Source organism: Shouchella xiaoxiensis (assembly GCF_016907895.1).
Lineage (GTDB): Bacteria > Bacillota > Bacilli > Bacillales > Bacillaceae_D > Shouchella > Shouchella xiaoxiensis.
In genome coordinates this window covers 39540-66349 of sequence record NZ_JAFBCV010000006.1, presented here as the reverse complement: position 1 = coordinate 66349, position 26810 = coordinate 39540, and the positions used below count along the sequence as shown (strand labels likewise).

The following is a 26810-nucleotide window of genomic DNA, read 5'->3' as shown; positions in this document are numbered from 1 at the left end:
TTTTAAGAACCCCTTTCTTTTGGGATATATAAACTAACGATCGTTCCTTGAGGCGTATTGTCCCCTATTTCTAGTGAGCCGTGGAGTTCTTCTAAGGCTGCTTGCACGAGACTTAGCCCATATCCTCTGCCTGCATCTTCCTTAGTAGACACACCTTGCACAAACAATTGATTTACAATTGAGTGAGCAATTCCAGCCCCATTGTCAGCAATTTCAATAACGAGCTCATCAGCCAAATCCGTCATAAATACAATGACGCTTGGCTTTTCAACGGTTGAAACGGCATCGAAAGCGTTATCAATTACATTACCAATAATCGTAACTAAAGGAGCTGAAGCGCTTTGTGGCCAAATCCACTCAGCTGAACTTTCAGGATTTAACAGAAATTCTATTTTCTTTTCAGATGCTTTTGATCGCTTACCAATTAATATAGCTTGAATTGTCGGGTCCTTTATTTGCTCGAATAACCATTGATTGTCCTGTTGCTGTGTCCCGGTCTCCTGATGAATAAACTCTATTGCTCTTTGCGTCAAACCTAACTGAAGCCAACCTGATATTGCATATAGCTTGTTCGTATGCTCATGCGTTTGTGCGCGCAAATCCCTTGAATACTGTTGAATTTCCGATAAAGCATTAATTAATTCATTCATGTTTGAACGGTATTGAAAACTCGCCACTTTTCCACCGTAAACGCCATTTTCTTCAATGACGTGGTAATGAATAATCAGACGCTTGTTTTTAAACGTTGTTTCTGAAGATCCGGCCACCTCTTGCTGTTTCAACACATACCCTATCTCCGAATGTGGAATGATTTGGTCAATCGGTTTACCAATCACATCGTCTTTAATCAGTAACATCTCTTTTGCAGTGTGATTAATAAGCGTAATGACCCCAGACTGATCAGTTGCTAAAAGCCCTTCTTTGACAGACTCGAAAATGGCTTCACGTTCCTTATATAATCGAGCAATTTGATACGGCTCCAAACCAAAGGTATCTTTTCGGATCGAGCTAGCTAGTTTCTTACTAGCAAGTAATCCAAGGAGAAAGATGAATGCAAGCCAAAGGACGAAAACGATGACGCCCTGTTCAAAGACAGAATCAATATAGTCAATCATAAAACCAACTGATACCACGCCAATAATGGCTCCGCTGTCATCAAGCACCGGCGTTTTTCCACGGACAGCTGTCCCTAATGAGCCCTCAGCTAAAGAAATATAACTTTCCCCGTAAACAAGTGCACCTTCATTATCACCGCCGACCATCGGAAGACCTAGTTCTGTTTCATCAGGATGAGCTATCCGAATTCCATCTTCATCTCCAATTACGATGTACTCTGCCCCCGCACTCTCTCTAATTCGTTCAATTAATACCCTCATCTCTTCTACATCCTGTTTAGATTCTATTGCTCTTTTTACATCGGGAATTTCAGCAACAGCCAAAGCAGTAGCCAACGCCTGGTCACCAATTAATTCGCGCGCTTGCTCTCGTTCTAAATAGACGTAAATGACCGTGACAAAAATCATAATAAACGTAATTAACCCTGTTAAATAAAGCAAAAACTTCTTTTCTAATGAACGAGTTCTTCTCATAAGCATTAGCCCTCATTTCTCTTTTCCCACTATACCATTTTAGCAGGCTAATGAATCTGACCAGTTTAACAAAAAAAGCTACATGCAGATAGGTGCTACCTGCATGTAGCTGTTCATTTGTTTCCTATAATTTGCTTTTCCAATGTGACCAAGCTTGTAAATAAGCTTCTAAATCATGTGGATGGTGTTGGACACAGCTGCTCATTCGTAAATACAGAACGATGATACTATGTTCGATAATGCTCATTTTGGTAAAAGATGAACCGACAGTGAGTTCATCCACCACTTCCATGAGAATCGCTTCGCTCAAGTCCTCTGGTGAAGAACAGAATGCGTACAGCAAATCATAAAGAGGCTCTCCAACCAGCGGTGTCGGGTCAATGACGCCAGATAATTTCCCTTCACGGAAAATAAAGTTATGAACACCACAATCACCATGCAGCATATATGGCTGATAGTGAGAAGGATGTTCTTTGATCCGCTCAATTAATTGAGCTACCAGAAGATGATCTTCTTCAGACAAAAATGACATGAGCGTACGTTTTGCTGCAATTCTTTCCTGGTCCAAAAACGCACCCCACGAATTCGCTAAAGATTCGCTCCAGCCCCACCCCCAGCTGGGTACAGGGCGAAGGTGGTTTACTACTTCCCGGACTAACGTACGTAACATCTCTTGTTTTTCTCGCTGTGGGTCATTACACGTCCCTGGAAGGAATGTGTAAATCATATACTCATTTCTTGCCTCTTTAAACAGAACCGTTGGCAGAAAATTGACGTGCTGATAAGCTTCTAAAAAAGCAGCTTCTTCTTTTATGACGTCGGGCTGATTCTTTTTTAACACACACGTCAGTCCATCACTACTGCTAATTAACACGACATTACTAGATGTGCCGCCACTTAGCTCTGTTACCGAAATCGTAGCGTTTGCCGCGATTCGTTCTTCTTTAATAAGCAAGTCTTTTATATCAGTGCCAATCATTTCATTCACCTCTATTATTAGCTTGCTTGCCCTTGTTGAAGTCGGTACATCTGAGCATACGTGCCGTCGGCTTGAAGAAGCTGTTCATGCGTTCCTTTTTCGAGGATCTCACCTTTGTCTAGCACTAGAATTTGATCTGCATCACGAATCGTTGATAATCGATGAGCAATGACAAAGGTCGTGCGATTTTGCTTCAACGTCTCTAACCCTTGCTGAATTAAGAGTTCCGTTTCTGTATCTATACTCGACGTTGCTTCATCAAGAACAAGAATAGCAGGATTGGCAATAAGCGCTCGAGCAAAACTAATCAATTGGCGTTGCCCACTGGAAAGAGTACTTCCCTTTTCAGTGACCTCTTCGTCAATTCCTTTTTTAAATTTAGAAAAGACATTTTCTCCGCCAACAAGGCGAATCGCTTCCTCAATCTCTTCCCGCGTTGCAAGGGGTCTTCCATAGGCAATATTTGAAGCAATGGTTCCTGAAAAAAGGTACGGCTCTTGCAAGACGATTCCCATATGAGCACGTAATGCTTGTGGTGAAACTGTTTTTGTATCAATCCCATCAATTTTGGTCGTACCTTCTTGTGGATCATAAAACCGGAACAATACATTCATAATCGAACTTTTCCCCGAACCTGTATGACCGACAAGAGCAACAGTATCCCCTGGTTTTGCCTGAAAAGATAAATCTTTAATAACCGGTTCGCCTTCTTTATACGAGAACTGGACGTTCGTAAATGTCACCTCACCTCGTGGACGAGGTATTTCCTCGTCACTTACCTCAGTCCCTGCCTCATCCATTAATTCAAAGACACGCGTTCCAGCGGCTCTTGCTTGTTCTAGATTCGCAAGTTGATTGATGATTTGGTTTACTGGTTCAAATAAACGATTGACATAGTCAACAAACGCATAGAGCACGCCAAGCGTAATAAGTCCAGCAGTTCCACCACTAATCCACCAAATTAACGCAACGAAAACAAGGTTTTTCAGCACAAACGTTAAGTTGTGTGAGGTCAGAGAATTTAGTCGAAGCAACTTAGACTGGAAGTGATAGTGCTCTTCATTTAACTTATTAAAGGCCGCTTCCTGGCTTTTCTCTTGAGCAAAGGCTTGGATAATTCCCATCCCTTGCACATTTTCATTCATTGATGCGTTGATATCGGCGTTCTTCGCTCGAATTTTTCGGTTTAATCCCGCTGCAAATTTCCGATAAAGCTTAAACCACACGAATAAAATTGGTAACAAGATAAGTGTAATTGCAGCAAGACGGACATCAAGTAAGAAAAGAGCAATATAAATGCCAAAAATATAAATGCTACTTGAGAAAAATGTCGCGAGAACGGTCATGTACAGTTCACGAACGGCTTCGGTATCATTCGTAATTCGAGCGACAATCTTTCCTGCCGGTTGATGATCAAAGAAGCGAACTGGCACCCGCGATAATTGAGCAAACACGTCAACTCGCATACGTTGGATGATTCGATGAGCCGCTTTTTTCAAATAAAAGTTTTGACCATACCGGAAGAAAGAAGCAACAACAACAATCCCTAAATACAAAGCTAACCAGTTAATAATTGATTGAATCTCAGGACTGTAAAAATCAAGCACCTCTGCTGCAGAAAGCGGAATCGCTGCTGCTTGATGAACTTGGTTACTCGTGTCAATCGTGAGAACGCCATCATCAAATGATCGTTCCCCGTCAAGTGGTAATGGTTGGTTCAAAAAATAAAACGAGGTACCAATTTGCAAGATCTGGACTTCCGAACCCTTTTCTAAGTGTTCAGGTACATACACTTCTCTTGTGTAATAAGCTCCGTCATAATAAACGGCTTGATCATTTGGTTCTGTTTCATACCAAGGTTGCTCAATTCCTGAGATATGTCGGTCTATAATTGTCTTTGCGATAAAGGGACCTGTTAATTCTGCGGCAACCGCAATCGAAAGCATAAACAACGCGAAAAGAATCGTTCCTTTGCTCGTTAACGCGTATCGTGCTAAACGCTTTTCTGTACTCATAACGTCACTCCTTTCTCTTTGAGCGACTGATTCTTCACTTGTTCCGCATACCAGCCTTTTTGGACAAGGAGCTCTGCATGTGTACCGCGTTCGCTCACAACACCATTGTCTAAAACAAGGATTTCATCCGCATGTTCTACAGCGGACATCCTGTGGCTGGTGATTAATGTCGTTTTCCCTACCCGTTCATTTTGGATGTTCTGAACAATTTTTGCTTCTGTTTTGGCATCAACGGCAGACAAGGAATCATCTAGAATGAGTACTTCCGGATTCAAAACTAGTGCCCGTGCAATCGATATTCGTTGTTTCTGGCCACCTGATAGAGATACGCCATTCTCACCAACAAGTGTTTCTAATCCGTCTGGGAGAAAGGATAAGTCTTGATCAAATGCTGACACACGAATGGCTTGATTTAGTTCACGTTCACTTGCTTTACCCACTGCAAATAAAATATTCTCCCGAACTGATCGTGAGAATAGAACATGGTCTTGCGGGACGTAACCAACCAGTCTTCTCACTTGTTCCTGATGAAGATCGGACGACAACGATTCTCCATAAAACAGCTGGGCATCACCTGTTGGATAATACTTTAATAGTTGCTTAACAAGTGTTGATTTCCCACTTCCTGTTTTTCCAACAATTCCAATCGTCTGTCCTCTAGAAATTAGTAAATCAAGGTCCTTTAATTGGTTCCCGTTCGTACCAGGGTAAGAAAATGTAAACTTGTTAAATGCAATTGGCATATCAGCAAGACCATTGCTCTCACTGCTCGGAACGGAAACCGATTTTTCAACAGACAAGGTTTCATTCACTCGATCATAAGAAGCGCTTCCCCGTTGCATAATGTTGACCAACTCACCAATTGCAAACATTGGCCAGATAAGCATCCCTAAGTACAAGTTAAACGTGACAATTTGACCCAGTGTTAATTGCTGATTGAAGACTAAATAAGCGCCGTAACCAAGCCCGATGACATAGCTTAGCCCAACAACAATGTTTACGACTGGGTCAAAGAAAGATTCAACTCTCGCGACTTGGATATAGCGTTTATATACATCCAAACTTCTAGCTTCAAACTGAGCTTCATCACGTCGTTCACTGCGAAAAGCACGGATAACGCGCATTCCCGCTACCGACTCAAGTACTCGGTTGTTCAAGTCTCCAAACGCTTCTTGTGCTTGAGAAAATCTCGTATGAATCATTTTTCCAAGTACCGTCACAACTAAGGCAATGATCGGCAGAGGCGCTACGGCAGCTAAGGTTAAGCGCCAATCAATTAACCAAGCCATTGCCACAAGCAATATCCCCATAAATACAACGGCATCAATTAACGTTAAAATTCCAAAACCAGCCGTCATTGAGATGGCTTTCATATCATTTGTTCCACGTGCTAATAAATCTCCCGTTTTTCGCTTCTCAAAGAAAGCAGGATCCATGCGGAATAACTGATTCATAAAGCGCGAGCGTAATTTGCGCTCCAATACAAACGCACCACCAAACAGCTGTCTCATCCAAACATAACTAATAAAGTAACTAGCCAAAATCACAATCAACATAACGACAATAAGCGTGCCTGCTAGCGAAGCTGATAGCGCCCCTCTTTGGAATGCATCAACTGCTTCTCCGATTAATAAAGCAGGGATTAAATCAACAACGCTTACAAAAATTAATAATGAAACAGCAATTAAGTATCGTTTCTTTTGCTCACGAAAAAACCAACTCAACTGAGTTAAAACACGAAACATTGTTATTCACTTCTCTCTATTTTTGATTCCAACACAAACTAACCACCTTCAAGCTCCCCTGCATCCAGCAATAATGGAATGAATTCTCTCACTTGTCGCTTCATCTGACGTTCCTCCTTTTTATGGTTGCTTTTTACAAAATACGAAAAAAGACGCTGCGACCACGTCGCAACGTCTTTCATACACGCATGCAATAGGTACTCATACGAGTCCCCGGAAGTAAAAGCTATAAGATGACGTTATTGCTTTTACGAGAAGACCCAGTTGGTATGAAATTAATAAGATTATCATGTAATCGATTAATGAACAGTTTCATCTGAATCCTCTCCCTTCCTTAAAGTAAAAAGCTTTTATTATCTTACACGACCTTCTTTAGAAAAAGCAAGACAATTTTTTGAATTTACTTAAAACAAATCTAGACAAAAAAATCAGTGGCTCATTCGCCACTGATTTAAAAAAAGCTTAGTATTTCTTACCACCAAGTTGTTGTTCAGCCATTTGAACAAGACGCTTCGTGATTTCTCCACCAACTGAACCATTTGCGCGAGCAGTTGTATCTGGTCCAAGGTTCACTCCAAATTCTGAAGCAATTTCGTACTTCATTTGATCAATTGCTTGTTGTGCTCCTGGAGCGACAAGGTTGTTTGAACTGTTTTGATTAGCCATATGTATCACCTCTCTTATGTTGGTGATATAAGTTTGCTTCAAAGGAGATTTTCCTATGCATGCAACCTAAAAAATTTTTATTGGTAAAATTAAGCAACAGACATATTTCTTATTCATTTACAAAAAAAAGAGCCAAACACTTAAGCTTGGCTCTTAAAATGACAGGAACAGCTAATCAAATAAGCCAGAACCTTTTTTTCTGTTTAAATTGAGTTGCATAATCCTTTGTTTCATCAGTTAATGCGGCTTCCTCTGCTCTAATTCGGACCGATAACATCCAGGCATTTAAAATAGTGAACACAATAGCTGTCACGTATGCTTGAAACATCAACGGGATAAAAGCAACTTCTAAAATCACAACCGTGTAGTTGGGGTGACGTAAAAAACGATATGGGCCTTTCTCCACAACTGGAGCTTCTGGCAAGACAATAATTTTTGTATTCCAGTAGCGCCCAAGTGAAGACAGTGCCCAAATGCGTATTACTTGAGCAAAAAGCACGATCAAAAAAGCAATAACACTCAACAATTGAAAAGAGACGGGCGTAATCGTCACCTCGATTAATAAACTAATAAAAAAAGCAACATGCAAAGCAACCATCCACGGATAATGGTCCTTACCTGCCTCTACCCCTCCCTGTGCCTTCATCCAGCTTTCATTTTGTTGCGCTAGTTTCACTTCAACTAACCGTTGGACAATAATGACCGCAATCATTCCATAAACAAAAATCAATGCACATCACCAGCCCATTCTACCAGTAATAGTTCTGAACAAAAACCCGGTCCAAGTGCAGCAATTAATCCTTTTTCTCCAAGTTCATGTGGTTTCTCCAGCGCCTTTTCCAGGACATACAAAACGGTTGGTGAGGACATATTACCATGTTGTTGCAACACTTGCCTGGAAAGCTCTGTTTTTTCTTTTGAAAAGCCCAGCGATTTTTCGTATGCCTCTAAAACCTTTTTTCCACCAGGATGGGCAATAAATTCATCCACTTCATTTATGTCAAGCTGCTCTTTTTCCATATAAGCATCAACAGTAGGCTTAAGCCAATTCTCAACAATTGTCGGTATGCTTCTTGAGAACACAACATTTAAGCCATTATCTTGAACATCCCAACCCATAACATCCTCTGAATTAGGCATCAGTGTCGAATGAGTTGACCGAATAACCGGTCGATACTGTTGAGTACTTTCTTGTAATAGAGGTGATTTCTCCCCTGCTAGTAACGCACAGGCGACTCCGTCAGCAAACAAGGACGTGCCAATTAAATTACTCTTTGAACGATCTTCTTTCTGAAAGGTTAAACCACACAGCTCAACACACACAACTAGAACGGCCGCTTCTGGATAAGCTAAACAGTATTCATGCCCCCGGCTCAGACCAGCTGCACCGCCAGCGCAACCTAACCCCCACAGCGGAATCCGTTTTGTTTCCGATCGAAACGGTAGAGCATTCATTAGGCGAGCATCAAGCGACGGCGTTGCCATTCCTGTACTTGAAACAAATACAATAGCATCAATTTCGCTTGGATCAATTGTTCTTTTCAAGAAAAAGTCGTTAGACAAACAAGCTTCAACTGCCTTAACCGAGTATTCCGTTGCACTTTTGATATATTCATGATTCCGCTCACCCAAAGTGTGTTCTTCCTTAAACCATTCCATCGGAACAGAAAAGTGACGTTGTTCAATATCACCATTCGCAAACACCTTTAGCAATCGCTCAATATCTTGATAGCTCTCAGAAAACAATTCTCTGGCAAACTCCATCGTTTGATTTTGCGGTAATTCATAAGGAAGATCATAGGTAGCAACGGATAAGATTGATGACATAAATTTCACCTCATATGGATTGAATAGGGAATAGTTTAGCCAATTACACAATTTTTTATCAATTATTGGGTTGTTTTTCCAAGTACCTTGTAATACGATGCATATATATATATATACCTTGTAACACGATGCATCCGCGAAAGGAATTGATTACATTGGATAAAGAAATGATGAAAGGCAGTATTGATTTTCTTTTATTATCGCTAATTGGGGCTCAAGATTTGTACGGTTATGAAATGACGAAGAAATTAAAAGCGCTTAGTGAGGAAAATTATTCGATGAGTGAAGGGACGCTCTACCCCGCGCTTAAGCGCATGGAAAAAAAAGACTGGATCTCTTCTTATTGGAATGACACAACAGGTGCTCGCAGAAAATATTACACAATTACAGATAGCGGAAAAACCGAGCTAGAACGTAAGAAAAAAGACTGGTCTACTTTAAACAAGCTCATTCAGCGTACAGGAGATGCTTATGAACTCTAAAATCGATGAATACCTCCTGAAAATCGTTAATCAAACGGACTGTAGCAAAGATGAACGTAAAGATATGTACGATGAGATGTATGATCATCTAACTACGCTTCAGCTAGATTACATCGAGAGAGGCTATTCTAAAAATGAAGCGGAGGTATTTGCAATGAAGGACTTCGGGCAAGCAGCAGCGATTGGAGATGGTCTTCAACAAGCTTTGTTTCCTTACCGAAAGGAGCTACTATTTATATTGGCTATTGGCTCTTATTTGTTTGTTTGCATTCAGTATTTCTATGTTCTTTTAACCGAAAATGTAGCCAACAACTGGGTTTTCATTCCAACCTTTGCTCATACATTCCTTCTCTTCTTTGCTTTAAACCAAACGTATGCATTGAATAGAAAACTGTGGCTTAACCTTTCTCTTGTACTGAATTTATTCTTAATGTATTTATTTGCTTACCCTGATTTTTCCTATAACCCAACATGGAGCATTGTCCTATATGTTCTTCTCGCATTGACTATTTTCTTAATATACCGAACTGCCTTGACTTATCCAGTCGGTGGGAAAAACGTTAGTCAAAAGAGATTGATTCATGTTGTAAATATTACACTTGGTTTTTTACTGATAGTAGTATTTGGATTCTTTCTTTGGGCAGGATTATTTTTTGGCTCACTTGTCTCATATTGGTCTCTAGCTAATTATGCGATTCCTTTTATTATTTGGATGCTCGTTTATTCGTTTCAAATTCACCTTGCTAATAAACAGTCAAAGTGGCTCAAGGTAAGTTATCTTTTATGGTTATACGTATTTATTTACGTAGCCACGTTCTTCAGTTTATTTACTTCACAAACAGACATATTTGGCATTGATATAGTTAGTATCTTTCGTAGAATACTCTATCCGATACAACCATCCTTATAATGGAGGTCTTACTTATGACTAATAAAAAAACACTCGTTTTTTCTTTAGGAACACTCGTTGGATCTTGTCTCCTTTTTATAACAATCGGCTCGTTCGTCATTGCTTCTCAAGACAAGGTACCTGCTTTTACTGGAGAATACGATGTTAATGCAAAAGAGGAGCTGCTGGTTGTAACAGAATACGAGGGAAGCGAAACGCTATCTCTTGTATCAAATAACGAAAAAGCTATCTCTTTATTTGAATCCGAAGTAGATGCCTATATATTTAGCCCTATTTATACGAACGATCATACCGCTGTCTTTATACAAACAACTGGCTATGATTATGGAGATTATATAGATGAAACAACCTCCGAATTTGCTTATAGCACGATTCAATCGATTGATTTGTCTACAAATGAAGTAACGATTATTGCTGAGGCTAGAGGCGTTCTCTTTGATTTAGTTTATATTCCAACAAGCGATCAGCTTGTCGTTTCTGGAGAAAACATTACTCAGGGAACTGAACCTCAACCGGTCGGTAGAGCTGAGACAAAGTTATTTAATGTAAATGATAGTGAACTTGAAGTCATTTATGAAGGTTCCCCTGTTTTGCCTAGCTCAATCCAGGCTACTAATGACGGCCAATTAATGATGATCCTGCCGGATGATCAAGGCAGTTGGACAGTAGACTCCATGTATGAATCGATTGAACGCGTTTTTAGTGCCAATCCGACAGAGAATCCTCTAAACCTTGAGCTTGTATCGAACCCAGATAAAATCGAACCAATTACAAGCTTCGCGCAAATTGAAGATGGGCTTATTTATCAAACTATTTTTAATTACCAAGAATCAGATGCTATATATGATTATGATCTTATTCCTTATTCGTATAACAACAAGAAAGAAGGGACTCGTCTAGGTATTAGTGGTCATGAGATTGAAGCACTTCTTTATCCCAAGAAAGATGTTCTTTACTATGTGAAGCGCACTGACGCTTATCGGAACGGAAATGATTTTAGCTTACATCGCCATGACTTAAGGAGTGGAACGGGTATAGAAATTAATCTTCTCCCACAGACTGACGAATAATAGCCATCTACCAAACTAATTTACGTTTGGTTTTTTTATGCTGAGTTAAAATAAGCCTTGACCATTACGCTACGTAACCCTTTATGCTTCTAGAAGAGGAGGAATTGTCATGGAATATACAGTGAAAAAATTAGCTGAGCTCGCTGGCGTAAGCAGTCGAACTCTGCGTTATTATGATGAAATTGGACTGTTAAAACCTGAACGAATTAATTCATCAGGTTATCGAATTTATTGTCAGAACCAAGTAAATCAACTTCAACTCATTTTGTTTTATCGAGAACTGGAAGTTGATCTTGATACGATTCTGCAAATCATGACAGACCATTCATTTGATGAGAAAACGGTTCTACTGCAACATCGTCAGCAGCTCCTCACTAAACAAACACGACTCAGCCAGCTAATTAAAACCGTGAATCAAACACTTGGTTCGTTGGAAGGAGGAAAAAAGATCAGTAATGAAGAGAAATTCCGCGCTTTTAAAGAGAAGACAATAGCGGAAAATGAAGCACTTTACGGAGAAGAAATTCGTAAAAAATTTGGAGACGACGCTCTGGCTACTACTAACTCAAAGGTGCGTGGACTGTCACAAACGGACTATGAAAATATGCAACGATTAGAACAACAGTTGTTTGATTTGCTTAAAGAAGGGGTGAAATCGTCTAATCCATCTGGTCAAGTTTCTTCAGAAATAACAAACACTCATAAACAATGGTTGCTCTATACATGGCAGAGCTATTCAGCTGAAGCTCATAAAGGTTTAGCCTCTCTCTATCTGGCAGACCCACGATTCAAAACGTATTATGACAACATTGTTTCTGGCGGAGCACAGTTTCTCCACGATGCCATTCAACTCCATGCAAAATAAAGAACGAGTGCGACTTAATTTGTCGCACTCGTTTTTATCATACATAGACCGAGCTGCCTTCCACATACATTTTTCAAAGAATAGCACAAACAAATGGGAGGCAATAATGATGCAGGCATCCTTTAACACAGTACCCACATTTAAAACAAAAAGGCTCTTTATTCGCCCCCCTAAGGAAGGAGATGGGCAAGCTCTATTTGAATCATTACAAACGTCACAAAACGAGTTGGCTCCTTGGTTAACTTGGGTACAACAGTTTAAGCATGCGGGTGAAGCGGAAGAAGGTGTTCGGCAGGCATACCGAGATTTTATGCAACTAAAGGATCTTCGTTTTCACTTATTTGAGTTAGAGTCTGGTTCTTTCATTGGCTCTGCTGGTTTACATGAGATCAAGTGGACTGTTCCAAGAATGGAAATCGGATACTGGCTTGATTCTCGCTATACAGGAAAAGGCTATATGGTGGAAGCTGTCCAACAACTCATTTCTTTTGCTTTTTATACCTTACAGGCCCATCGGCTTGAAATACGCTGCGATCCAAAAAATGAAAAAAGTAGAGCAATCGCTGAAAAATTACATTTTCAGCTGGAAGCTGTATTAATTGAAAATGAACGCTGTACCTACGGACCAGGTTTTGCTGATACATGCGTCTATTCTTTAATTGCTTCGACTTATAAGACAACATAGCAACATCATTCTAAGTAATAGAACGCTGCTCTTCCCAGTCTCTTTGCAACAGTGACTGTACGGTAATTGGCTTTCCTTCCTTAACAGATTTCCAGACAGCTTCACCAACCGCGATGGAATAAGCACCTGCTTCTGCACCTGCTAACACTTCAACAGGTCTCGTTTGATCAACACCCAGAAATAGATCTTCTTGGATGAGAGGGTCTCCCCCACCATGCCCACCTTCGTTTTCCACAACGTGGATAATCTGCTTCGACCCGAATAATGGGATATAATCAATCGTCTGAGCAGCAACTGGAAATGGAGTCCGTGATGGCGAATGATACTCTTGCGTCTCAATTCTGCCTTTTGTCCCGTTAAAGGCTAGACGGTAACCTTCGTACGGCACTGAAAAATTAATGGAATAACTGAGCAAAGTCCCGCCGCTATAGCGAATCGTTGCCGCATATGTGTCTTCTATTTCGATTTCGCTATCAAAGATGCACGAATCGGGACGGTAATCTGAATACGCTTGGACGTCTTGACCAGCCATGAGATGATCATCCTTTGCAACGGCGCTGTCACCACGACCAAACCACCGTCTATAATAAGAGCAATCTTGCTGCTCCGTGCAGGTGCCACAATGCCGACCATCTTTCTTACTTGGATTTAATTCGCTGGCACTTCCATAATAATGAAGATCTCCAAAAGCAAACACAGTTTCTGGTAGTTGATTAACCCACCAGTTTACTAAATCGAAGTGGTGGGTTGATTTATGAATCGATAATCCCCCTGAAAAAGCCCGATTCCTGTTCCAGCGCTTGAAATAGCTCGATCCGTGATAGGTATCTACATACCAATTTAAATCAACAGAAGTCACTCTGCCAATAGCACCACTTTGAATTAATTCCTTTATCTTTAAATGATGTGGACTGTAACGGTAATTAAAGGCAACCGTTACCCGACCTTTACTGTTTTGCTCTGCTTCAAGTACTCGACATGCATCTTCAGCCGTCGTAACCATTGGCTTCTCACTAATCACATCAAGATCGAGCGCCAAAGCTTGCAAAATGTAGTCCACATGCGTATCATCACGACTTGTTACAATGACTTTCGTTATTCCTGCTTCCTTCACCATCTGCGTAAATTGATTTGGTAAATAAAATGGAACGTTAGCCAGCTCAGGATACATGTCGAGACATTGGTCATAGCGTCTCGAATCAAAATCAAGCAGCGCTACAATTTTATTCTTATTCGGAAACCGTTTAAGAATTGGTTCAATGAACATCTTCAGCGCACGATTACTTAATCCACAAATGACGATCTTATTCATTAAGAACACCCCTTTTAAAAACCATTACGACGTAACTTCTTGTTGGAGCTCATGTTTTTTCTTTATTGAAGCAAAAATCTTTTCTGATAGCCACGAAAGAAGATAGGCTGCACTTGCAACAGCAAAAAACAGCAATAAGCCAGGTATAAACATAAAAATGAATTGCAAGAGATATAAACCGACCACCATACAAACAAGATGATATGGATGACCACAGGCAAGCAACAAAGCAGCACGTACTCGCCCAAATCCATTCAAACGAAAACTAACATAAGTCGGAAAATACAAAAGGAGCATCCCCGCAAAAAACACCGTTACAATTAGCAAGATACCGCGAATAACAAGTTCTGTTGCTCCTCCTCCCGCAAATAAAGTGAAGTTCCAATATAGCAAGAAACCGACACCAAAAAGAATCGCTGATGAACCACTTGCTTTCCAAAACTCTTGCTTGTAAACAGACCAAAATGTTTGAAAAACAGGGATATCCCACTCTTTTCTTGCCCAGGCACGCGTTACGCTAAACAATGCTACTGTAGCAGGTGCGACCCCCAATAGAATAAGTCCAGCTAATGAAAACAAAATCCATAAGACATTAACATAAGCCAGCTTCGATATAATTAAAGATACTCGATAAAACGCTCCCCAAAGTCCTGTTAATTCCACTAGAACTCCCCCTCCTGCCAATTCACTATTAATTGAATCGCTTCTTCATTTCGGCTACTGTAAACAGGAATAAACAAAAGATGATCCTTTTCAAATGCGAGAGGAGTAAGCAACTCAGGTAAAGACACGGCAACGGATGTTGTTTCATCATGAATTGAGACAAGTGGAAGGTTACGATTTGCTAACGAAACCAATCCATCAGGGTCAACAATGACCTTCAATGACTCATCAATTAGCAGGATATCCGCTTCATGTCCAGCTAATTCAACGAGCAAGCGCTCTACTATTGTTGGAAAAACAGTCACTCTTATGTCTTCATCAGTAAGGTCACTTAATCCTTCTTGTTGTGCATAGAGCTCATCCGAAAAAGCCATTACATGTATCGATTCATCTTCATTTGAACAACCACTAAGTATAAAAATCACTCCAAGTAATAGCCCCGCTAGCCACCTCATTGAATTGCCCCCTACGTTAGCTTCTCGCTTTTTCTAACTCCGCACATGCAAGAGCAAACGCCCCTACACCGTGCAGGTCATTGATGCTGGTCGGTCGATTTATATAATCCTCATACAGCCCAATTGATGTCCCAATACAGATACCACTTATTTCAACATGTCCATCTTCTTTTTCGTGCACAAAGTTTTTAATTAACGCGTTTAGTCCTTTTTCAGCTTGTTTATATTCGTGTTCTGTTAGTAGCCCAAGCCTGTATCCTTTTGCTAGTGCATAGATAAATAGACTCGAACAAGAAGATTCAATCCAATTATCGGAGAGATGCCCTTTATCAACAATTTGATACCATAAATGGTTTGCTTCGTCTTGGTAATGAAGTAGACGCGTCATTAATGCTCGGAACGTCGTTACGAGAGAACCATACCTATCATGTTCATTGCCTATTAAATCAATGAAATCAATTAAAGTCATCGCGTACCAACCAAGTGCCCTGCCCCAAACTTCCGTTGTCTGACCAGTTAATGGATCACAAACGTTCACTTTTTTGCTAGCATCCCATGCATGACGATAAAGGCCGGTTTGCTCATCTTTTGTGTATGTTCGCATTAATTGCTCTTGCTGCATGACCATATCTGTTAGTTCAGGTTCGTTAAATGCCATCCCATACTGAATTGCAAATGGGCCTGCCATATAAAGCCCATCTAGCCACATTTGATTTGGATACTTGTCTTTATGCCAAAATCCACCGTAGGAATTGCGATTAATGGTTCGCAAGATATTCCTTAATTTTCTTGCTGCTTCACGATAGCGAGAATCACCCGTTTGTTCATATAAAGGAAACAATAGCAATCCAGCTTGAATCGCATCAAGTTCGTCTCGTCGAAACAAAAAACTACCATTTTCATCAATTAAATGATCGACATAATCTTTTATGTAATTCACATATGCTGAATTCCTCTCAATTTCCCAAAGACGATGAACACCACAAAGAAAGACGCCTTGATGATAGTGCCAACGATTTGCAGGGGGCATGTCAGCTGGTTGATAAGATGCCATCACGCTTTCAACCGCTTTTTTTCCCCATTCTAGTGGTGTGACTTGTTGAATAAATTCAGTCATATGTCTCCCCCTTATATTCAAACCAATCAAAGTCAGCTTTTGTGCTCCCGAAAGCCCCTTTACTTATACAAAATAAACCGATATAGGTCCCAACAAAACCTCCAGCTCGATCCGTGCTTAATAAACGAGCGTCAATCTGGTCCATTAATTTCTTCCAATTCCCAGCTTTTTTATAGAAAAAAGACAGCTCCTGCAAATCGGCACGAATACGGAGTTCAACTTCTTCCAGCTCCACTAGTTTTTCTGCGAGAATCGTCTCTTCACCGTTTTCAAGCCTTACAAGACGCAAGCGGCGCTCCTTGTCATTGACAATCTCGAAGCGAAAATGGTTGTCTTGACTGTAAAACAACGCCATACCCGCTTGATCTCCGTCTATACTAGATTGAAGCGTAAACTTCGTTGTTGCTCTGAATGATAGATGTTGTTGCCTTCTCCCGATAAAGCTGGGATTCTCACACTCACTTAACTGGTGAGGTTTTCCGTATAAGCGAATACAACTCTCTTTTTCTGTTAGTGAGAAAAATGAATCCTGCGGAGTTCGAATCATATTCCAAGCTAAATTTAAGGTTGGTTCATTAAAATCCTCGAATTGATCAAGCTCAATTTCCTCACCTCTCGTCAAAGTGGGGCCTTCCATCTTTAATTCTAGCTTTCCGGTCTCTCCGCAGACCACCGGCCATTCATCTTCCCACTCGACTGGTGCTAGAAAGGTTTCTCTTCCCATATTGCGAAATATCCCCCCATATGGTCTTGAACCTAAACAGACCATCCACCACTCTCCTGTTTGTGTTTGAACCAAGTCCCCATGACCGACATTGGCAATTGGATAGTTTTTATTAAGATGTCGATGTGTAAGAATTGGATTTCGTTTGTTGCTTTCATACGGACCATCTATCTTTCTGCTTCTTGCCACCGTCACAGCATGAGTGAATCCAGTTCCTCCTTCGGCGATTATTAAATAATACCAATCGTCTTTTTTATAGATGTGAGGCGCTTCCTGGGCGTGTGCCACCTTTAAAGCACCATCCCATATGCCTGTTTTATCTCCTATTAATAAACCGGACTTTACATCGAGCTCTTGTAGCCATATCTCCATATGTTTTGCATGCGTCTGTCCCGCTTCAGGAACACGGTTACCGGTGTAATAAACTTTGCCATCATCATCAAAAAATAATGAAGGATCGATTCCCGGAGCATCTTTTAACCAAATAGGGTCAGACCAAGCTCCTGCCGGATCAGTAGCGGTGACATAGAAATTTTTTCGCGCGCCAGTTTGGCTAACAACAAATGTTGTAATCAGATAAAATAACCCATTGTGGTAGCGAATCGTTGGTGCATAGATGCCTCTTGAATTAGGCGTACCGTCCAACTGAAGCTGAGAGACACGGTCGAGAACATGACCAATTTGCTTCCAGTTAACTAAGTCCTTGGAATGAAACAATGGTACACCTGGAAAATACTCAAACGATGAAACAACTAAGTAATAGTCTTCTCCAACCCGACAAACCGATGGATCTGGATAAAAGCCTGGGATAATTGGATTCTTAAATTCCGCCATCAAAACACTCCTCTTCCTTGTTTCATTAACCATGGAACAGCTAAGCTCCCATTAATTTCATGTGCCCCATCCCATTCATGATAGAATCGGTTTTTTGCGCAAAGACGCATTGATTCAATCGGGAAGAGATTGTCCTTTCTACCATGTTCAATAAACAGTTTGCTAGGTTGCACTAACTCGAGTAAATCCGTTAATTCTCCGACCTTTAGCAAGCCCGGAACATAGTTATCAAGACAATGCGTTTGCTTTAAAATGCTTGCTTGAAAGAGGCTGACAAAGCCACTTAAAACAGTCGCTTCTATTCGCTTCTCAAGGGCACTTGTACATAATGCGATGAGGGCACCTCCAGAAAAACCAAAACATCCGATAAACCGATTTGGAAATGTGTCTTTTATCCAGTCAAGCAAACAGGATGTTTCAAAGACACGAAGTCCGGCTAATGTTTTTTGATATAGTAGCAATTGACTGGCAAGCCGCCTGCAAGAATTGGTTAATGCTTGATCTAACACGCTCTTCCTGCTCCCTAACCCAGCCAATTCCGGTGCAACGACAATTGCTTTCTGTTCTTGAAATTGTCTTGCTATTCCTCGATGCGACGATTCATCTTGCCATATCTCTTCAACTCCACTGCCATGACCATGTAAAATAATCACAATCGGTGTTTCCGCTTGAATGTGGCGAGGATGGACCACGTAAAAAGGCATTGTAAGACCCGGTGTTGTCTCAAGGGAATAGCGATATTTGATACCTGAATCAATCGCTTCCTCAGAGATCCGTTCAGGTACTGCATCCATTTTTGTAAAGGTCCCTAACGCCTGCTGAAGCATTCCTCTTCTCTTTTCCAATTCGCTAACGGTTGTTTTCTCTGCTTCATACAACTCCTTCAGAAATTTATCAACGCCATATGCCTGCTCATTCATCCTTTCATTGAGCCAATTAAGGCACCCTTTGCAAAATACTTCTGTAAAAACGGATAAACAAGTAGCACTGGAATGGTTGCCACAACGATAACGGCCATTTTCACGCTAATTTCTGGGGGTGGCACACTCGTATACTCTGCCCCATCGTAATTAATACCTGTTGCTAACACGACAATTTGTCGCAGAAGAACCTGAACCGGCCATTTATTTGGATCATTTAAATAGAGAATGGCGTGCATGTACGTATTCCAATACGTCACTGCGTAAAACAAGGAAATCGTTGCAATTGCTGGTAGAGAGCATGGTATGACAATTCGAAATAAGATTCCAAAATCGCTACAACCATCAATTTTTGCCGATTCTTCAAGCCCATCAGGTAAATTCATAAAAAAGCTACGAAGAATGATCATATTAAATGCATTTATGGAAACTGGAATGATTAATGCCAGCAATGAATCAATTAAACCTGTCTGCTGAACGACTAAGAAAGTAGGGATCATACCGCCATTAAATAACATTGTGAAGACGATGAAAAACATAATAAATCGCTTACCTACTAAATCTTTTCGCGATAATCCATAGGCGGTCATCGTCGATAGAAACATGCTCCAAACCGTTCCCCCTATTGTAATGACAATCGACACAAGCAATGAGCGGAGTACGGTGTCTGTTGAAAAAATATACCGGTATGCATCTAAACTGAACTCAGTTGGAAACAGTAAAAAGCTCCTCCGCGCAATTTCAGCCCCTGTTGCGAAGGAACTGCCAATAACGTGGACAAATGGCAAAACACAAAGTAAGGCAATTACGCCGAGAATAAACCCATTTGTTAGTTGAAACAATCTGCTTGCTAATGATTTATCACCTACCATAGCAACTGCCCTCCTTTAATAAATTCCTTCTTCTCCGTACCGTTTTGCCAACCAATTTGCAAATACAACTAAAATCAATCCAACGATTCCTTTAAAGAAACCAACTGCTGTACTATAACTGAATTGTCCTTGTCTCAGACCAGCAGTATAGACATACGTATCAAAAATCTCAGCGACCTCTCTATTCGCTGCATTTAATAGCAAATAGACATGTTCAAAACCAAGCTCAAGCACATCACCAATTTTTAGAATAAGCAGGACAATAATGACGCTTCGGATTGCTGGTAATGTAATATGCCACACTTGACGTAGACGGTTAGCCCCATCCATCTTTGCTGCTTCGTACAGCTGTGGGTCCACTGCAGCAATGGCTGCTAGAAAAATAATTGTTCCCCAGCCAGCTTCACGCCAAATAATTTGCAAAATATACATAGGTCTAAACCAATCTGGATTTAACAAGAAATTGACTTGGTCAAAACTAAGTGCTCGCAGCATGTTGTTAATAATGCCGCCATCAAGCGTTAACATGACATAGCTAATTGAAACAATAACAACCCAAGACATAAAGTGAGGAATGTAAATGAGTGTTTGAATGGTTCGCTTATACCAAAATTTTCTGATTTCATTCAGCATTAAGGCTAAAATGATTGGAATTGGAAACGAAATAAAGATTTGCATCATAAAAAGCACGAGCGTGTTGCGAAAAATCATCCAAAAATCAGGATCATTAAATAAGCGAATAAAATGATCAAACCCGACCCATGAGCTACCTAAAATTCCTTGATACGGTTTGTAATCTTGAAAGGCGATAATCAAGCCGTACATAGGAACATATTTATAAATAAAGAAATAAAGGATACCCGGAGCAATCATTAAATATATCCATTTATTCTTTTTAATTTTCCGCCAAAGCTCTTGTCGTTTTTCTTCTCTTGTTCGCACACGTCTGGACTCGACCAAAACAGGATTGCTCATTTTTACACCTCTATTCACCTTCTAATTAAAAGAGCAGGCGGAGCCAGACCACCTGCTCTAACGACACGTCTTAATTTGCCTCACTATAGGCGTCATTGTACTCGGAAATAATATCTGCTCCACCTTGGCTTTTCCAATTTTCAATCGCGCTTTCAAAACCTTCAGCATCGGTCTGGCCAAGAATATATTGATACGTAGCATCAAGAATAATTTGCGAAAGCCTCTCACCGTGAGTCGTATCCGTATCCGAATCTAATGTAATCGTTGGATCATGCACAAGATAATTCTCATTATCTATTTCCAGTTCTTCCGACTTTACTTTTGCAGGAAGCATACTCATTCCAACGTAACGACCACTAGTCTCCGCTTCGCCAATTTCAATTGATTGGTACGGCTTCACTTCTCGATCTGTTACTTGGCTGTCTTCACTAGGTAAAGCTCGATCATCCTCCACCGTATAATGCTCGTCTTCTACGCCCCAATACGTTATATTAGCTAACTCGGGAGTCATCATGTCATTGTAGAAAGAGAGAATATTCAATAAATCCGTTTCGGTTTCAACAGACGATTTTGGAAAAATAACAAGGTTTCCGTAGCCTGGAATTGACCAGATATTGTATTCCCCGTGAGGCCCCTCTACATAATTGTGCACATCATATTCAAGCTCTGGATTAATCTGTGTGGCTTCATTGTAAAGCGAGACAACATCGCCCATCGAACCGACGTAAATGCCAGCGGTCCCATTTTTAAATAAAGCTTGCTGATCTGGTTTACTAGTCACAGGAAAATCTTGATTCATGTAACCGTTTTCATGCATTTCTTTAAAAAAATCAAGAGTATCCATGTACTCATCAAACATAAATTCGGGTAAAAGCTCACCGTCTTTTTCGCCCCAACTGTTTGGTGTTCCAAACCATGAAGAGACGGTTTTAAACGCTCCGTAAACAAGGTCACTTCTGTCCGTTAACCCCATTGTATCGTCTCTCCCGTTCCCATCTGGATCGTCTTCCGTAAAGGCTCGAGCCATTTCCATAAATTCTTCTGTTGTTTCTGGAGCCTCAATCCCTAAGTTATCTGCCCAATCTTTTCGATAAATAATGCCTGATCTTGAAAGAGGGCGACCTTGATAAAGAGCGAATACTTTACCATCAACCATTGTATTTTCTATAACTTCAGGTTTGAGCTTTTGCAAGTTCTCGAATTGATCAAGGTATGGACCAATCTCCCAAAATTGATCATCTCTGATGGCATCTTTAAATTGATCATAGGTTGTTTGATTTTTCATATAAACGGCTTGTGGTAGTGTACCAGTGGCAAATGCTGTGTTTAGCCGTTCTTCATAATTACTGTCAGGAACCCACTGAATATCAATGGACGTATTTGTTGCCTCTTCTAATAATTGTTGAATTTTTTTATCAGGCACTTCTGGTGTGTGCAAATTTGCCATCATTGAAAAAGCAAATGGCTCGTCGCTGTCTCCCCCTGACGGTTCTTGCGTTGGACTTCCATCATTACTGCATCCAGCTACAGTTGAAAGACCTGCTCCCAAACCAATCACTGTCGCCCATCGCTGCCAACTTTTCATCCCTTTTCCCACCTTTGTTTTCTTATTTGCCCACTCCATTTTCTATTCTTTTTCTACAACCAATACTAATACAGCTCATCCATTCCTACGATAATCATTTACCCATAAACCCTATATGGAGTACGGTTTTTCAGACGATATGGGAAAATGATTATCACTGTTATGGACAACATCCAACTAAAAGAACCGCTCTTTAAGAGCGGCTGCTTTTATCCTTTTTGCTCTTGCCGGTATTGCCCAGGTGTAAGTCCTGCATTCTTCTTAAATGAACGGATAAAGTTTTGCGAGTTTGTATAGCCCATTCTCTCGGCAATCACTTTAATGGACAGATCCGAATGTTTTAAAAGATCTTTTGCTTTTTTTAAACGATAGTGCCCAGCATACTCACTAAAGGTCTGACCTGTTTCTTCTTTAAAGACAGTACCTAAATAATTGGCATTATAATGCAAGTCATCTGCACATCGCTCTAGCGTAATCGACTGATCGAGATTGGAATGAATATAGTGGATCATTTTCTCTGATAAGTGCTTGAACTGAGCTTTACTAATATCTTTGTACATTGAGAAAAGTGGCTGAAGTAGTTTCTTATCTACCCATTCTTCCAGTTGCCTTCTTGATTTTAGCTGTAGCGCTTCATTTAATAATTGATTTTCAGGGAGAAATGGCTCACTTGTTTTCAGTCCACTTTCCTGTTTTAAACGTAACAACTTACTGACTAGCTGAATAAACGAGACATGAACTTCCCCAATTACCTCTGATTCTTTCATAATATAGTCCGTCCACTCTGTAAATAAGCGATACCCTTTTGCTTCGTCAGCAATTCGAACAGCTAACAAAAGCTCTTCTTCAATTGCAGCGGGATATTGAAATTCAATTGTATGTCCTTTTGTACGAACGCTATTAAAATGGATGATTACAGGATCAGGAAATTTTAATCGATGCGTTATGGCTTCTTTTGCTTGATTATACGCCTGATGGACGCCCTCCATCTCTTTAAACAACTGGCTAATCCCAATGCTTACGTTACTATTGGCAAAGCGCTCAACATTTTCACTTATCCGTTCACTCCAATTATAAATAGCAACATCTTTAGCAGCAGATCCATCATCCTCTGTACCAACGATTAAAACAAGCAGCTCGTCTATCCAAACAGTTGGAAATCGATTACACTCCGGCACTGTGTCTTCAATAATATTTTGCAAAGCGAACCGCCTTAGTTCATTTTCATCCCAGTCTTGATGCGAATGGTTTGTTTCAGCATGAACAACAAGCACACTAAAAGCTGACCATTTATCTAAACGTGTTGCGAGCTTGAAACCAGTTAATCGCTTTTGCTTATCGCGATGTGAAAGTTGACCTTGGAGTAGTCTCGTTAAAAACAGCGAACGAGATTGCTTTGAATGAATACTTAACTCATGTTCTAGCAGTGCTTTAGAAGAAAATAGATCCTTGTATTTCTCTTGGATAAATTGAAAGTCGTTGTTCCTTTTTTTATCGGTCAAATCATTGTCGGCTAATGCTGCGACAAGCTCCTCAACGGGACTGTACAACTTTCGGGAATAGTACCAAATTGCAATTGTTGAAATGGCTACTAATGTAAACACAACTAAGAACGTAAACCAGCCGATGCTTCTAGATTCCATTGTTAATTCATTCAAGGAAGACGTTGAGACATATTTCCAACCTGTTAAGTTTGAATGTGAATACGTCAGCGTAAAAGATCCTTGATCCGACTGTACCGTAAATTGCCCTCTTTCTTCGTCTGGCCAACTAAAATCATCATACCCAATCGCCTGAATGGGTTCGCCAATAAACTCAAATGATGAATGCACGATAATCTCGTTATCCTCATTTACGATCATCATTTCATCGCTCAACCCATCGGGCGCAATCAGCTCAAGAATGCTGCACATAGGAATATTAGCAAACGCTAACCCATACTTTTCACTCAGACGAGGAGGTAGCTTTTTTACAAGAGAGAGTGTATATGGACAGCTCCTACGCACAATCGGTTCCTCAAATTCAGTACCGTCCAATAAAAGCCATGACGTATCGTAAGGTAAATCTAAGTACCGTAAATAAACCTCTGCATCTGGATGTGTATGTAATCGTCTAATCCCTTGGTTTGAAGCAATCCAATTTTGCTCAGCATTAACCACAATTGCTTCTTCTACTTTTGTATCAAATGATTGCAGCTTCCCCAGTTCCCCTCTTAAACTACGATATAACTCAAAGTCTCCTCCAAGTAAGGGGTTTCGAATAACGGTTTCCATTGTTGCTGATTCCATCGTATTTGTAAAAGAATGGTTAATGGTAGTCAATACTTGTTCTACGTTTGCCTCAACTTGGCGTATCAGCTCAACTTTTTCATTCGTAACACGTTGATTAACTTGACTCGTTGATTGAAAATAAGCGAACACGCCTACAACGATAACAGGAATGGTAGCCAGCAACGTTCCATACACCATTAATTTTCCGAGCCATGTGCGCGGCATGTACTCCCTCCTTTGTAAGCGCTTTATAAACAGGATATACTAAGAAAACAATCAATTTGAAATGGAGGCTTTATGTATGAAGGCAATTTCTTTTTCCTTACATCCTAATCCATTCTATGTCCATTATTGTGCAAAACAAGCGCCAGCTAATGGAATGAAGACGTTTCACCTCCACAGTGATTATGAACTCCACTGGTTAGCTGAGGGTGACCGTATTTTTCAACTACAGCACGAATCGATTCGGTTACAAGAAAACACGTTGTTGCTTATCCGTCCCCATGTCCTTCATCGCTTCGTTCAAGCAAATCCGTCTGCTTATAGACGGTATGTCATTAATTTTTCGGATGATGCCGTTTTGGACGAAGCTCAACCCCTTTTATGTAACCTCACAAATACTGAAGCTACACTTTTTTATTTTTCAGAAGATCACTCGTCTACCATTACAAGATTAGTATCCTATTTGTATGAAGAATTTAAGAAGCCAGATCGGCATTACTCATTGCAAATGAAAGCACTATTAACACAATTACTAATTGAAATAGCTCGAACCCCTCCTTGCCGCACACTAGTCCACTCGAAACAAGATGAATCCAATCAGCTTATTACAACTATCATCGCTTATATTCAGAAAAATTACAATAAGCCAATTACTTTAACCGCTTTAGCAAACCTTGCTTATATTAGCCCGAATCATCTGAGCACACTCTTTAAAGAAAAAACAGGAATTACCTTAACTGAACACATTCATCAAGTTCGCTTACTCGCTTCCTGCTCTCTCCTGTTAACAACTTCCTTGCCAATAAACATCATTGTGAAAAAAACAGGCTTTATTTCCCACGCCCACTTTAATCGTTTATTTAAGCGTACGTTTAATCTTTCTCCAACTCAATACCGAATAAAGCATGAGCGTAGAATAAACGCAATGAAATGAGAAACGTCGTAAAAAACACAAAATCATTCCTAATAAAGTTTTAAGAAAAGAAAGGTGTGATGGCTTATGAAGAAAAGATGTTCTTTACTAATTCTCTTTTTGCTTTTGTTCTTTGCCCCCTCAGCAACTGCAAGTAATTCAAGCATTGAAGAAGCAACAAATCTTATTAGCTGGCAAATGGATCATGGGGGTTGGTCTAAAGACATGCCACAAATCTATACACGGCAGTGGGATGGAACAGAGTCAAAATCAGTATGGGAATCAAACGGGCATGAGCTTGGAACCATTGATAACGATGCAACCACTTCAGAAATACGCCTTGTCGCAAACGCCTACCAACTAACAGCAGACCCGCGTTTTAAGAACAGTGTTCTTCGCGGTGTTGATTTTTTAAACCAGCTTCAATATCCTAGTGGAGGATTCAGACAGGTTTATCCACAGCGTGGACAGAATCCATCAAGTTCTGTTTGGTATTCCAATTATGTGACTTTTAATGATCACGCAACCATACGTGTTCTCTCTTTACTTGAAGACATCATTCAAGAAAATGAACCGTTTCAAGGAGATTTATTTACACAAGAACAACGCAATCAAGCTCATGAAGCACTCGTATCTGGTGTCGATTATATTCTTCATGCTCAAATTATCTCAGCAGGAGATTTAGCAGGATGGGGCCAGCAGCATGATCCTGTTTCTTATGAACCTTTGCATGGGCGTGCTTATGAACATCCTTCTATTGCTGTTGATGAGACGGTTGGTATTGTCGAATGGTTGATGAATCAAACCGTTCTTCAATCAGATGAAATTGATCAGGCTGTTCAATCAAGCTTAGCTTGGCTCGATCAAGCCCGATTAACGAACACACGCTATGAAAGACGCATTGAACCCCATTTCTTCCCTCAAGCAGGAGTCGATAGTTGGTACCGTTTTTATGAAGTGAATACCGAGCGTCCGATTTTCTCTGGACGTGACGGCATTGTTCGTTATTCCATTATGGAAATTGAACAAGAAAGACGCTTTGGGTATGCCTGGGCTGGAACATGGCCATATAAACTTCTCAATTAACAAGGAAGAGCCTGGCAAATGCCAGGCTC

At 40.5% G+C, this 26810-nt stretch carries 24 protein-coding genes; 7 read left to right on the top strand and 17 right to left on the bottom strand.

From position 1 onward, the window contains the following. Window positions 1–2 precede the first annotated feature (2 nt). The 7 genes from JOC54_RS10865 to JOC54_RS10835 all read right to left on the bottom strand — a co-directional run bounded on the left by JOC54_RS10865 (window position 3) and on the right by JOC54_RS10835 (window position 8821). A complete protein-coding gene (locus JOC54_RS10865) occupies window positions 3–1589 on the bottom strand; it encodes an ATP-binding protein (protein ID WP_204466330.1) in 1587 nt (528 codons plus the stop codon). Window positions 1590–1713: 124 nt separating this feature from the next. After that, window positions 1714–2568 carry a phosphotransferase family protein gene (locus tag JOC54_RS10860; protein WP_204466329.1) on the bottom strand — a complete coding sequence of 285 codons (855 nt, stop codon included), beginning with the start codon at window positions 2566–2568 and terminating at the stop codon, window positions 1714–1716. A gap of 17 nt (window positions 2569–2585) precedes the next feature. Next, the gene (locus tag JOC54_RS10855; RefSeq protein ID WP_204466328.1) at window positions 2586–4583 is read right to left on the bottom strand and encodes an ABC transporter ATP-binding protein; all 1998 of its coding nucleotides are present in this window, start codon (window positions 4581–4583) and stop codon (window positions 2586–2588) included. After that, on the bottom strand, window positions 4580–6328 hold the full coding sequence (locus tag JOC54_RS10850; RefSeq protein WP_204466327.1) for an ABC transporter ATP-binding protein: 1749 nt from the start codon (window positions 6326–6328) through the stop codon (window positions 4580–4582). The genes JOC54_RS10855 and JOC54_RS10850 overlap by 4 nt, the downstream gene beginning before the upstream one ends. A 462-nt stretch (window positions 6329–6790) precedes the next feature. Continuing rightward, on the bottom strand, window positions 6791–6994 hold the full coding sequence (locus JOC54_RS10845) for an alpha/beta-type small acid-soluble spore protein (protein ID WP_035419906.1): 204 nt from the start codon (window positions 6992–6994) through the stop codon (window positions 6791–6793). Between the two features lie 175 nt (window positions 6995–7169). Beyond that, window positions 7170–7724: an isoprenylcysteine carboxyl methyltransferase family protein gene (locus JOC54_RS10840; RefSeq protein ID WP_275582700.1), complete on the bottom strand. Its 555-nt coding sequence runs from the start codon at window positions 7722–7724 to the stop codon at window positions 7170–7172. Then, window positions 7721–8821 (bottom strand): type III polyketide synthase, encoded by a 1101-nt coding sequence (locus tag JOC54_RS10835; protein WP_204466326.1) that lies wholly within the window; start codon window positions 8819–8821, stop codon window positions 7721–7723. Before JOC54_RS10835 ends, JOC54_RS10840 begins: the two co-directional genes overlap by 4 nt. Window positions 8822–8976: 155 nt before the next feature. Here JOC54_RS10835 and JOC54_RS10830 point away from each other — a divergent pair, with 155 nt between their 5' ends. The 5 genes from JOC54_RS10830 (at window position 8977) to JOC54_RS10810 (ending at window position 12833) form a co-directional block, all read left to right on the top strand. After that, window positions 8977–9303 carry a PadR family transcriptional regulator gene (locus JOC54_RS10830; protein WP_204466325.1) on the top strand — a complete coding sequence of 109 codons (327 nt, stop codon included), beginning with the start codon at window positions 8977–8979 and terminating at the stop codon, window positions 9301–9303. Beyond that, the gene (locus tag JOC54_RS10825) at window positions 9293–10213 is read left to right on the top strand and encodes a permease prefix domain 1-containing protein (protein ID WP_204466324.1); all 921 of its coding nucleotides are present in this window, start codon (window positions 9293–9295) and stop codon (window positions 10211–10213) included. Before JOC54_RS10830 ends, JOC54_RS10825 begins: the two co-directional genes overlap by 11 nt. 14 nt (window positions 10214–10227) lie before the next feature. Next, window positions 10228–11283 (top strand): hypothetical protein, encoded by a 1056-nt coding sequence (locus JOC54_RS10820; protein ID WP_204466323.1) that lies wholly within the window; start codon window positions 10228–10230, stop codon window positions 11281–11283. A gap of 109 nt (window positions 11284–11392) precedes the next feature. Further along, window positions 11393–12148, top strand: coding sequence for a MerR family transcriptional regulator (locus JOC54_RS10815; protein WP_204466322.1), 756 nt, complete (start codon window positions 11393–11395; stop codon window positions 12146–12148). 106 nt (window positions 12149–12254) lie between these two features. Further along, on the top strand, window positions 12255–12833 hold the full coding sequence (locus JOC54_RS10810; RefSeq protein WP_204466321.1) for a GNAT family N-acetyltransferase: 579 nt from the start codon (window positions 12255–12257) through the stop codon (window positions 12831–12833). Window positions 12834–12843: 10 nt separating this feature from the next. Here JOC54_RS10810 and JOC54_RS10805 read toward each other — a convergent pair whose 3' ends face one another. From JOC54_RS10805 to JOC54_RS10760, 10 genes are all read right to left on the bottom strand, one after another. Next, window positions 12844–14145, bottom strand: a complete 1302-nt coding sequence (locus tag JOC54_RS10805; RefSeq protein ID WP_204466320.1) for a Gfo/Idh/MocA family protein — start codon at window positions 14143–14145, stop codon at window positions 12844–12846. A gap of 24 nt (window positions 14146–14169) precedes the next feature. Then, the gene (locus JOC54_RS10800) at window positions 14170–14808 is read right to left on the bottom strand and encodes a YesL family protein (RefSeq protein ID WP_204466319.1); all 639 of its coding nucleotides are present in this window, start codon (window positions 14806–14808) and stop codon (window positions 14170–14172) included. Continuing rightward, entirely contained in the window at window positions 14808–15263 is a 456-nt protein-coding gene (locus JOC54_RS10795) for a hypothetical protein (protein ID WP_204466318.1), read from the bottom strand. The genes JOC54_RS10800 and JOC54_RS10795 overlap by 1 nt, the downstream gene beginning before the upstream one ends. A 16-nt stretch (window positions 15264–15279) precedes the next feature. Then, window positions 15280–16380: a glycoside hydrolase family 88/105 protein gene (locus tag JOC54_RS10790; protein WP_204466317.1), complete on the bottom strand. Its 1101-nt coding sequence runs from the start codon at window positions 16378–16380 to the stop codon at window positions 15280–15282. Continuing rightward, window positions 16373–17938 (bottom strand): glycoside hydrolase family 43 protein, encoded by a 1566-nt coding sequence (locus tag JOC54_RS10785; protein ID WP_204466316.1) that lies wholly within the window; start codon window positions 17936–17938, stop codon window positions 16373–16375. The genes JOC54_RS10790 and JOC54_RS10785 overlap by 8 nt, the downstream gene beginning before the upstream one ends. Next, window positions 17938–18858: a dienelactone hydrolase family protein gene (locus JOC54_RS10780; RefSeq protein WP_204466315.1), complete on the bottom strand. Its 921-nt coding sequence runs from the start codon at window positions 18856–18858 to the stop codon at window positions 17938–17940. The genes JOC54_RS10785 and JOC54_RS10780 overlap by 1 nt, the downstream gene beginning before the upstream one ends. Beyond that, window positions 18855–19730 carry a carbohydrate ABC transporter permease gene (locus JOC54_RS10775; protein WP_204466314.1) on the bottom strand — a complete coding sequence of 292 codons (876 nt, stop codon included), beginning with the start codon at window positions 19728–19730 and terminating at the stop codon, window positions 18855–18857. Before JOC54_RS10775 ends, JOC54_RS10780 begins: the two co-directional genes overlap by 4 nt. Window positions 19731–19745: 15 nt before the next feature. After that, on the bottom strand, window positions 19746–20705 hold the full coding sequence (locus JOC54_RS10770) for an ABC transporter permease (protein WP_035419894.1): 960 nt from the start codon (window positions 20703–20705) through the stop codon (window positions 19746–19748). Between the two features lie 70 nt (window positions 20706–20775). Beyond that, window positions 20776–22290: an extracellular solute-binding protein gene (locus tag JOC54_RS10765; protein ID WP_204466313.1), complete on the bottom strand. Its 1515-nt coding sequence runs from the start codon at window positions 22288–22290 to the stop codon at window positions 20776–20778. A gap of 209 nt (window positions 22291–22499) precedes the next feature. After that, window positions 22500–24785 (bottom strand): helix-turn-helix domain-containing protein, encoded by a 2286-nt coding sequence (locus tag JOC54_RS10760; RefSeq protein ID WP_204466312.1) that lies wholly within the window; start codon window positions 24783–24785, stop codon window positions 22500–22502. Window positions 24786–24861: 76 nt separating this feature from the next. Here JOC54_RS10760 and JOC54_RS10755 point away from each other — a divergent pair, with 76 nt between their 5' ends. Next, window positions 24862–25716 (top strand): AraC family transcriptional regulator, encoded by an 855-nt coding sequence (locus tag JOC54_RS10755; protein WP_204466311.1) that lies wholly within the window; start codon window positions 24862–24864, stop codon window positions 25714–25716. A gap of 66 nt (window positions 25717–25782) precedes the next feature. Next, window positions 25783–26781, top strand: a complete 999-nt coding sequence (pelA, locus tag JOC54_RS10750; RefSeq protein ID WP_204466310.1) for a pectate lyase — start codon at window positions 25783–25785, stop codon at window positions 26779–26781. The last annotated feature ends 29 nt before the right edge of the window (window positions 26782–26810 follow it).

What these genes read in the sequence shown, in the direction of transcription:
- JOC54_RS10760 (WP_204466312.1), bottom strand. Translation starts at nt 24,785, where the DNA reads ATGCCGCGCACATGGCTCGGAAAATTAATGGTGTATGGAACGTTGCTG.
- JOC54_RS10765 (WP_204466313.1), bottom strand. Translation starts at nt 22,290, where the DNA reads ATGAAAAGTTGGCAGCGATGGGCGACAGTGATTGGTTTGGGAGCAGGT.
- JOC54_RS10775 (WP_204466314.1), bottom strand. Translation starts at nt 19,730, where the DNA reads ATGGTAGGTGATAAATCATTAGCAAGCAGATTGTTTCAACTAACAAAT.
- JOC54_RS10785 (WP_204466316.1), bottom strand. Translation starts at nt 17,938, where the DNA reads ATGGCGGAATTTAAGAATCCAATTATCCCAGGCTTTTATCCAGATCCA.
- JOC54_RS10790 (WP_204466317.1), bottom strand. Translation starts at nt 16,380, where the DNA reads ATGACTGAATTTATTCAACAAGTCACACCACTAGAATGGGGAAAAAAA.
- pelA (WP_204466310.1), top strand. Translation starts at nt 25,783, where the DNA reads ATGAAGAAAAGATGTTCTTTACTAATTCTCTTTTTGCTTTTGTTCTTT.
- JOC54_RS10770 (WP_035419894.1), bottom strand. Translation starts at nt 20,705, where the DNA reads ATGAGCAATCCTGTTTTGGTCGAGTCCAGACGTGTGCGAACAAGAGAA.
- JOC54_RS10780 (WP_204466315.1), bottom strand. Translation starts at nt 18,858, where the DNA reads ATGAATGAGCAGGCATATGGCGTTGATAAATTTCTGAAGGAGTTGTAT.
- JOC54_RS10860 (WP_204466329.1), bottom strand. Translation starts at nt 2,568, where the DNA reads ATGATTGGCACTGATATAAAAGACTTGCTTATTAAAGAAGAACGAATC.
- JOC54_RS10795 (WP_204466318.1), bottom strand. Translation starts at nt 15,263, where the DNA reads ATGAGGTGGCTAGCGGGGCTATTACTTGGAGTGATTTTTATACTTAGT.
- JOC54_RS10825 (WP_204466324.1), top strand. Translation starts at nt 9,293, where the DNA reads ATGAACTCTAAAATCGATGAATACCTCCTGAAAATCGTTAATCAAACG.
- JOC54_RS10805 (WP_204466320.1), bottom strand. Translation starts at nt 14,145, where the DNA reads ATGAATAAGATCGTCATTTGTGGATTAAGTAATCGTGCGCTGAAGATG.
- JOC54_RS10845 (WP_035419906.1), bottom strand. Translation starts at nt 6,994, where the DNA reads ATGGCTAATCAAAACAGTTCAAACAACCTTGTCGCTCCAGGAGCACAA.
- JOC54_RS10810 (WP_204466321.1), top strand. Translation starts at nt 12,255, where the DNA reads ATGATGCAGGCATCCTTTAACACAGTACCCACATTTAAAACAAAAAGG.
- JOC54_RS10820 (WP_204466323.1), top strand. Translation starts at nt 10,228, where the DNA reads ATGACTAATAAAAAAACACTCGTTTTTTCTTTAGGAACACTCGTTGGA.
- JOC54_RS10815 (WP_204466322.1), top strand. Translation starts at nt 11,393, where the DNA reads ATGGAATATACAGTGAAAAAATTAGCTGAGCTCGCTGGCGTAAGCAGT.
- JOC54_RS10865 (WP_204466330.1), bottom strand. Translation starts at nt 1,589, where the DNA reads ATGAGAAGAACTCGTTCATTAGAAAAGAAGTTTTTGCTTTATTTAACA.
- JOC54_RS10850 (WP_204466327.1), bottom strand. Translation starts at nt 6,328, where the DNA reads ATGTTTCGTGTTTTAACTCAGTTGAGTTGGTTTTTTCGTGAGCAAAAG.
- JOC54_RS10855 (WP_204466328.1), bottom strand. Translation starts at nt 4,583, where the DNA reads ATGAGTACAGAAAAGCGTTTAGCACGATACGCGTTAACGAGCAAAGGA.
- JOC54_RS10835 (WP_204466326.1), bottom strand. Translation starts at nt 8,821, where the DNA reads ATGTCATCAATCTTATCCGTTGCTACCTATGATCTTCCTTATGAATTA.
- JOC54_RS10755 (WP_204466311.1), top strand. Translation starts at nt 24,862, where the DNA reads ATGAAGGCAATTTCTTTTTCCTTACATCCTAATCCATTCTATGTCCAT.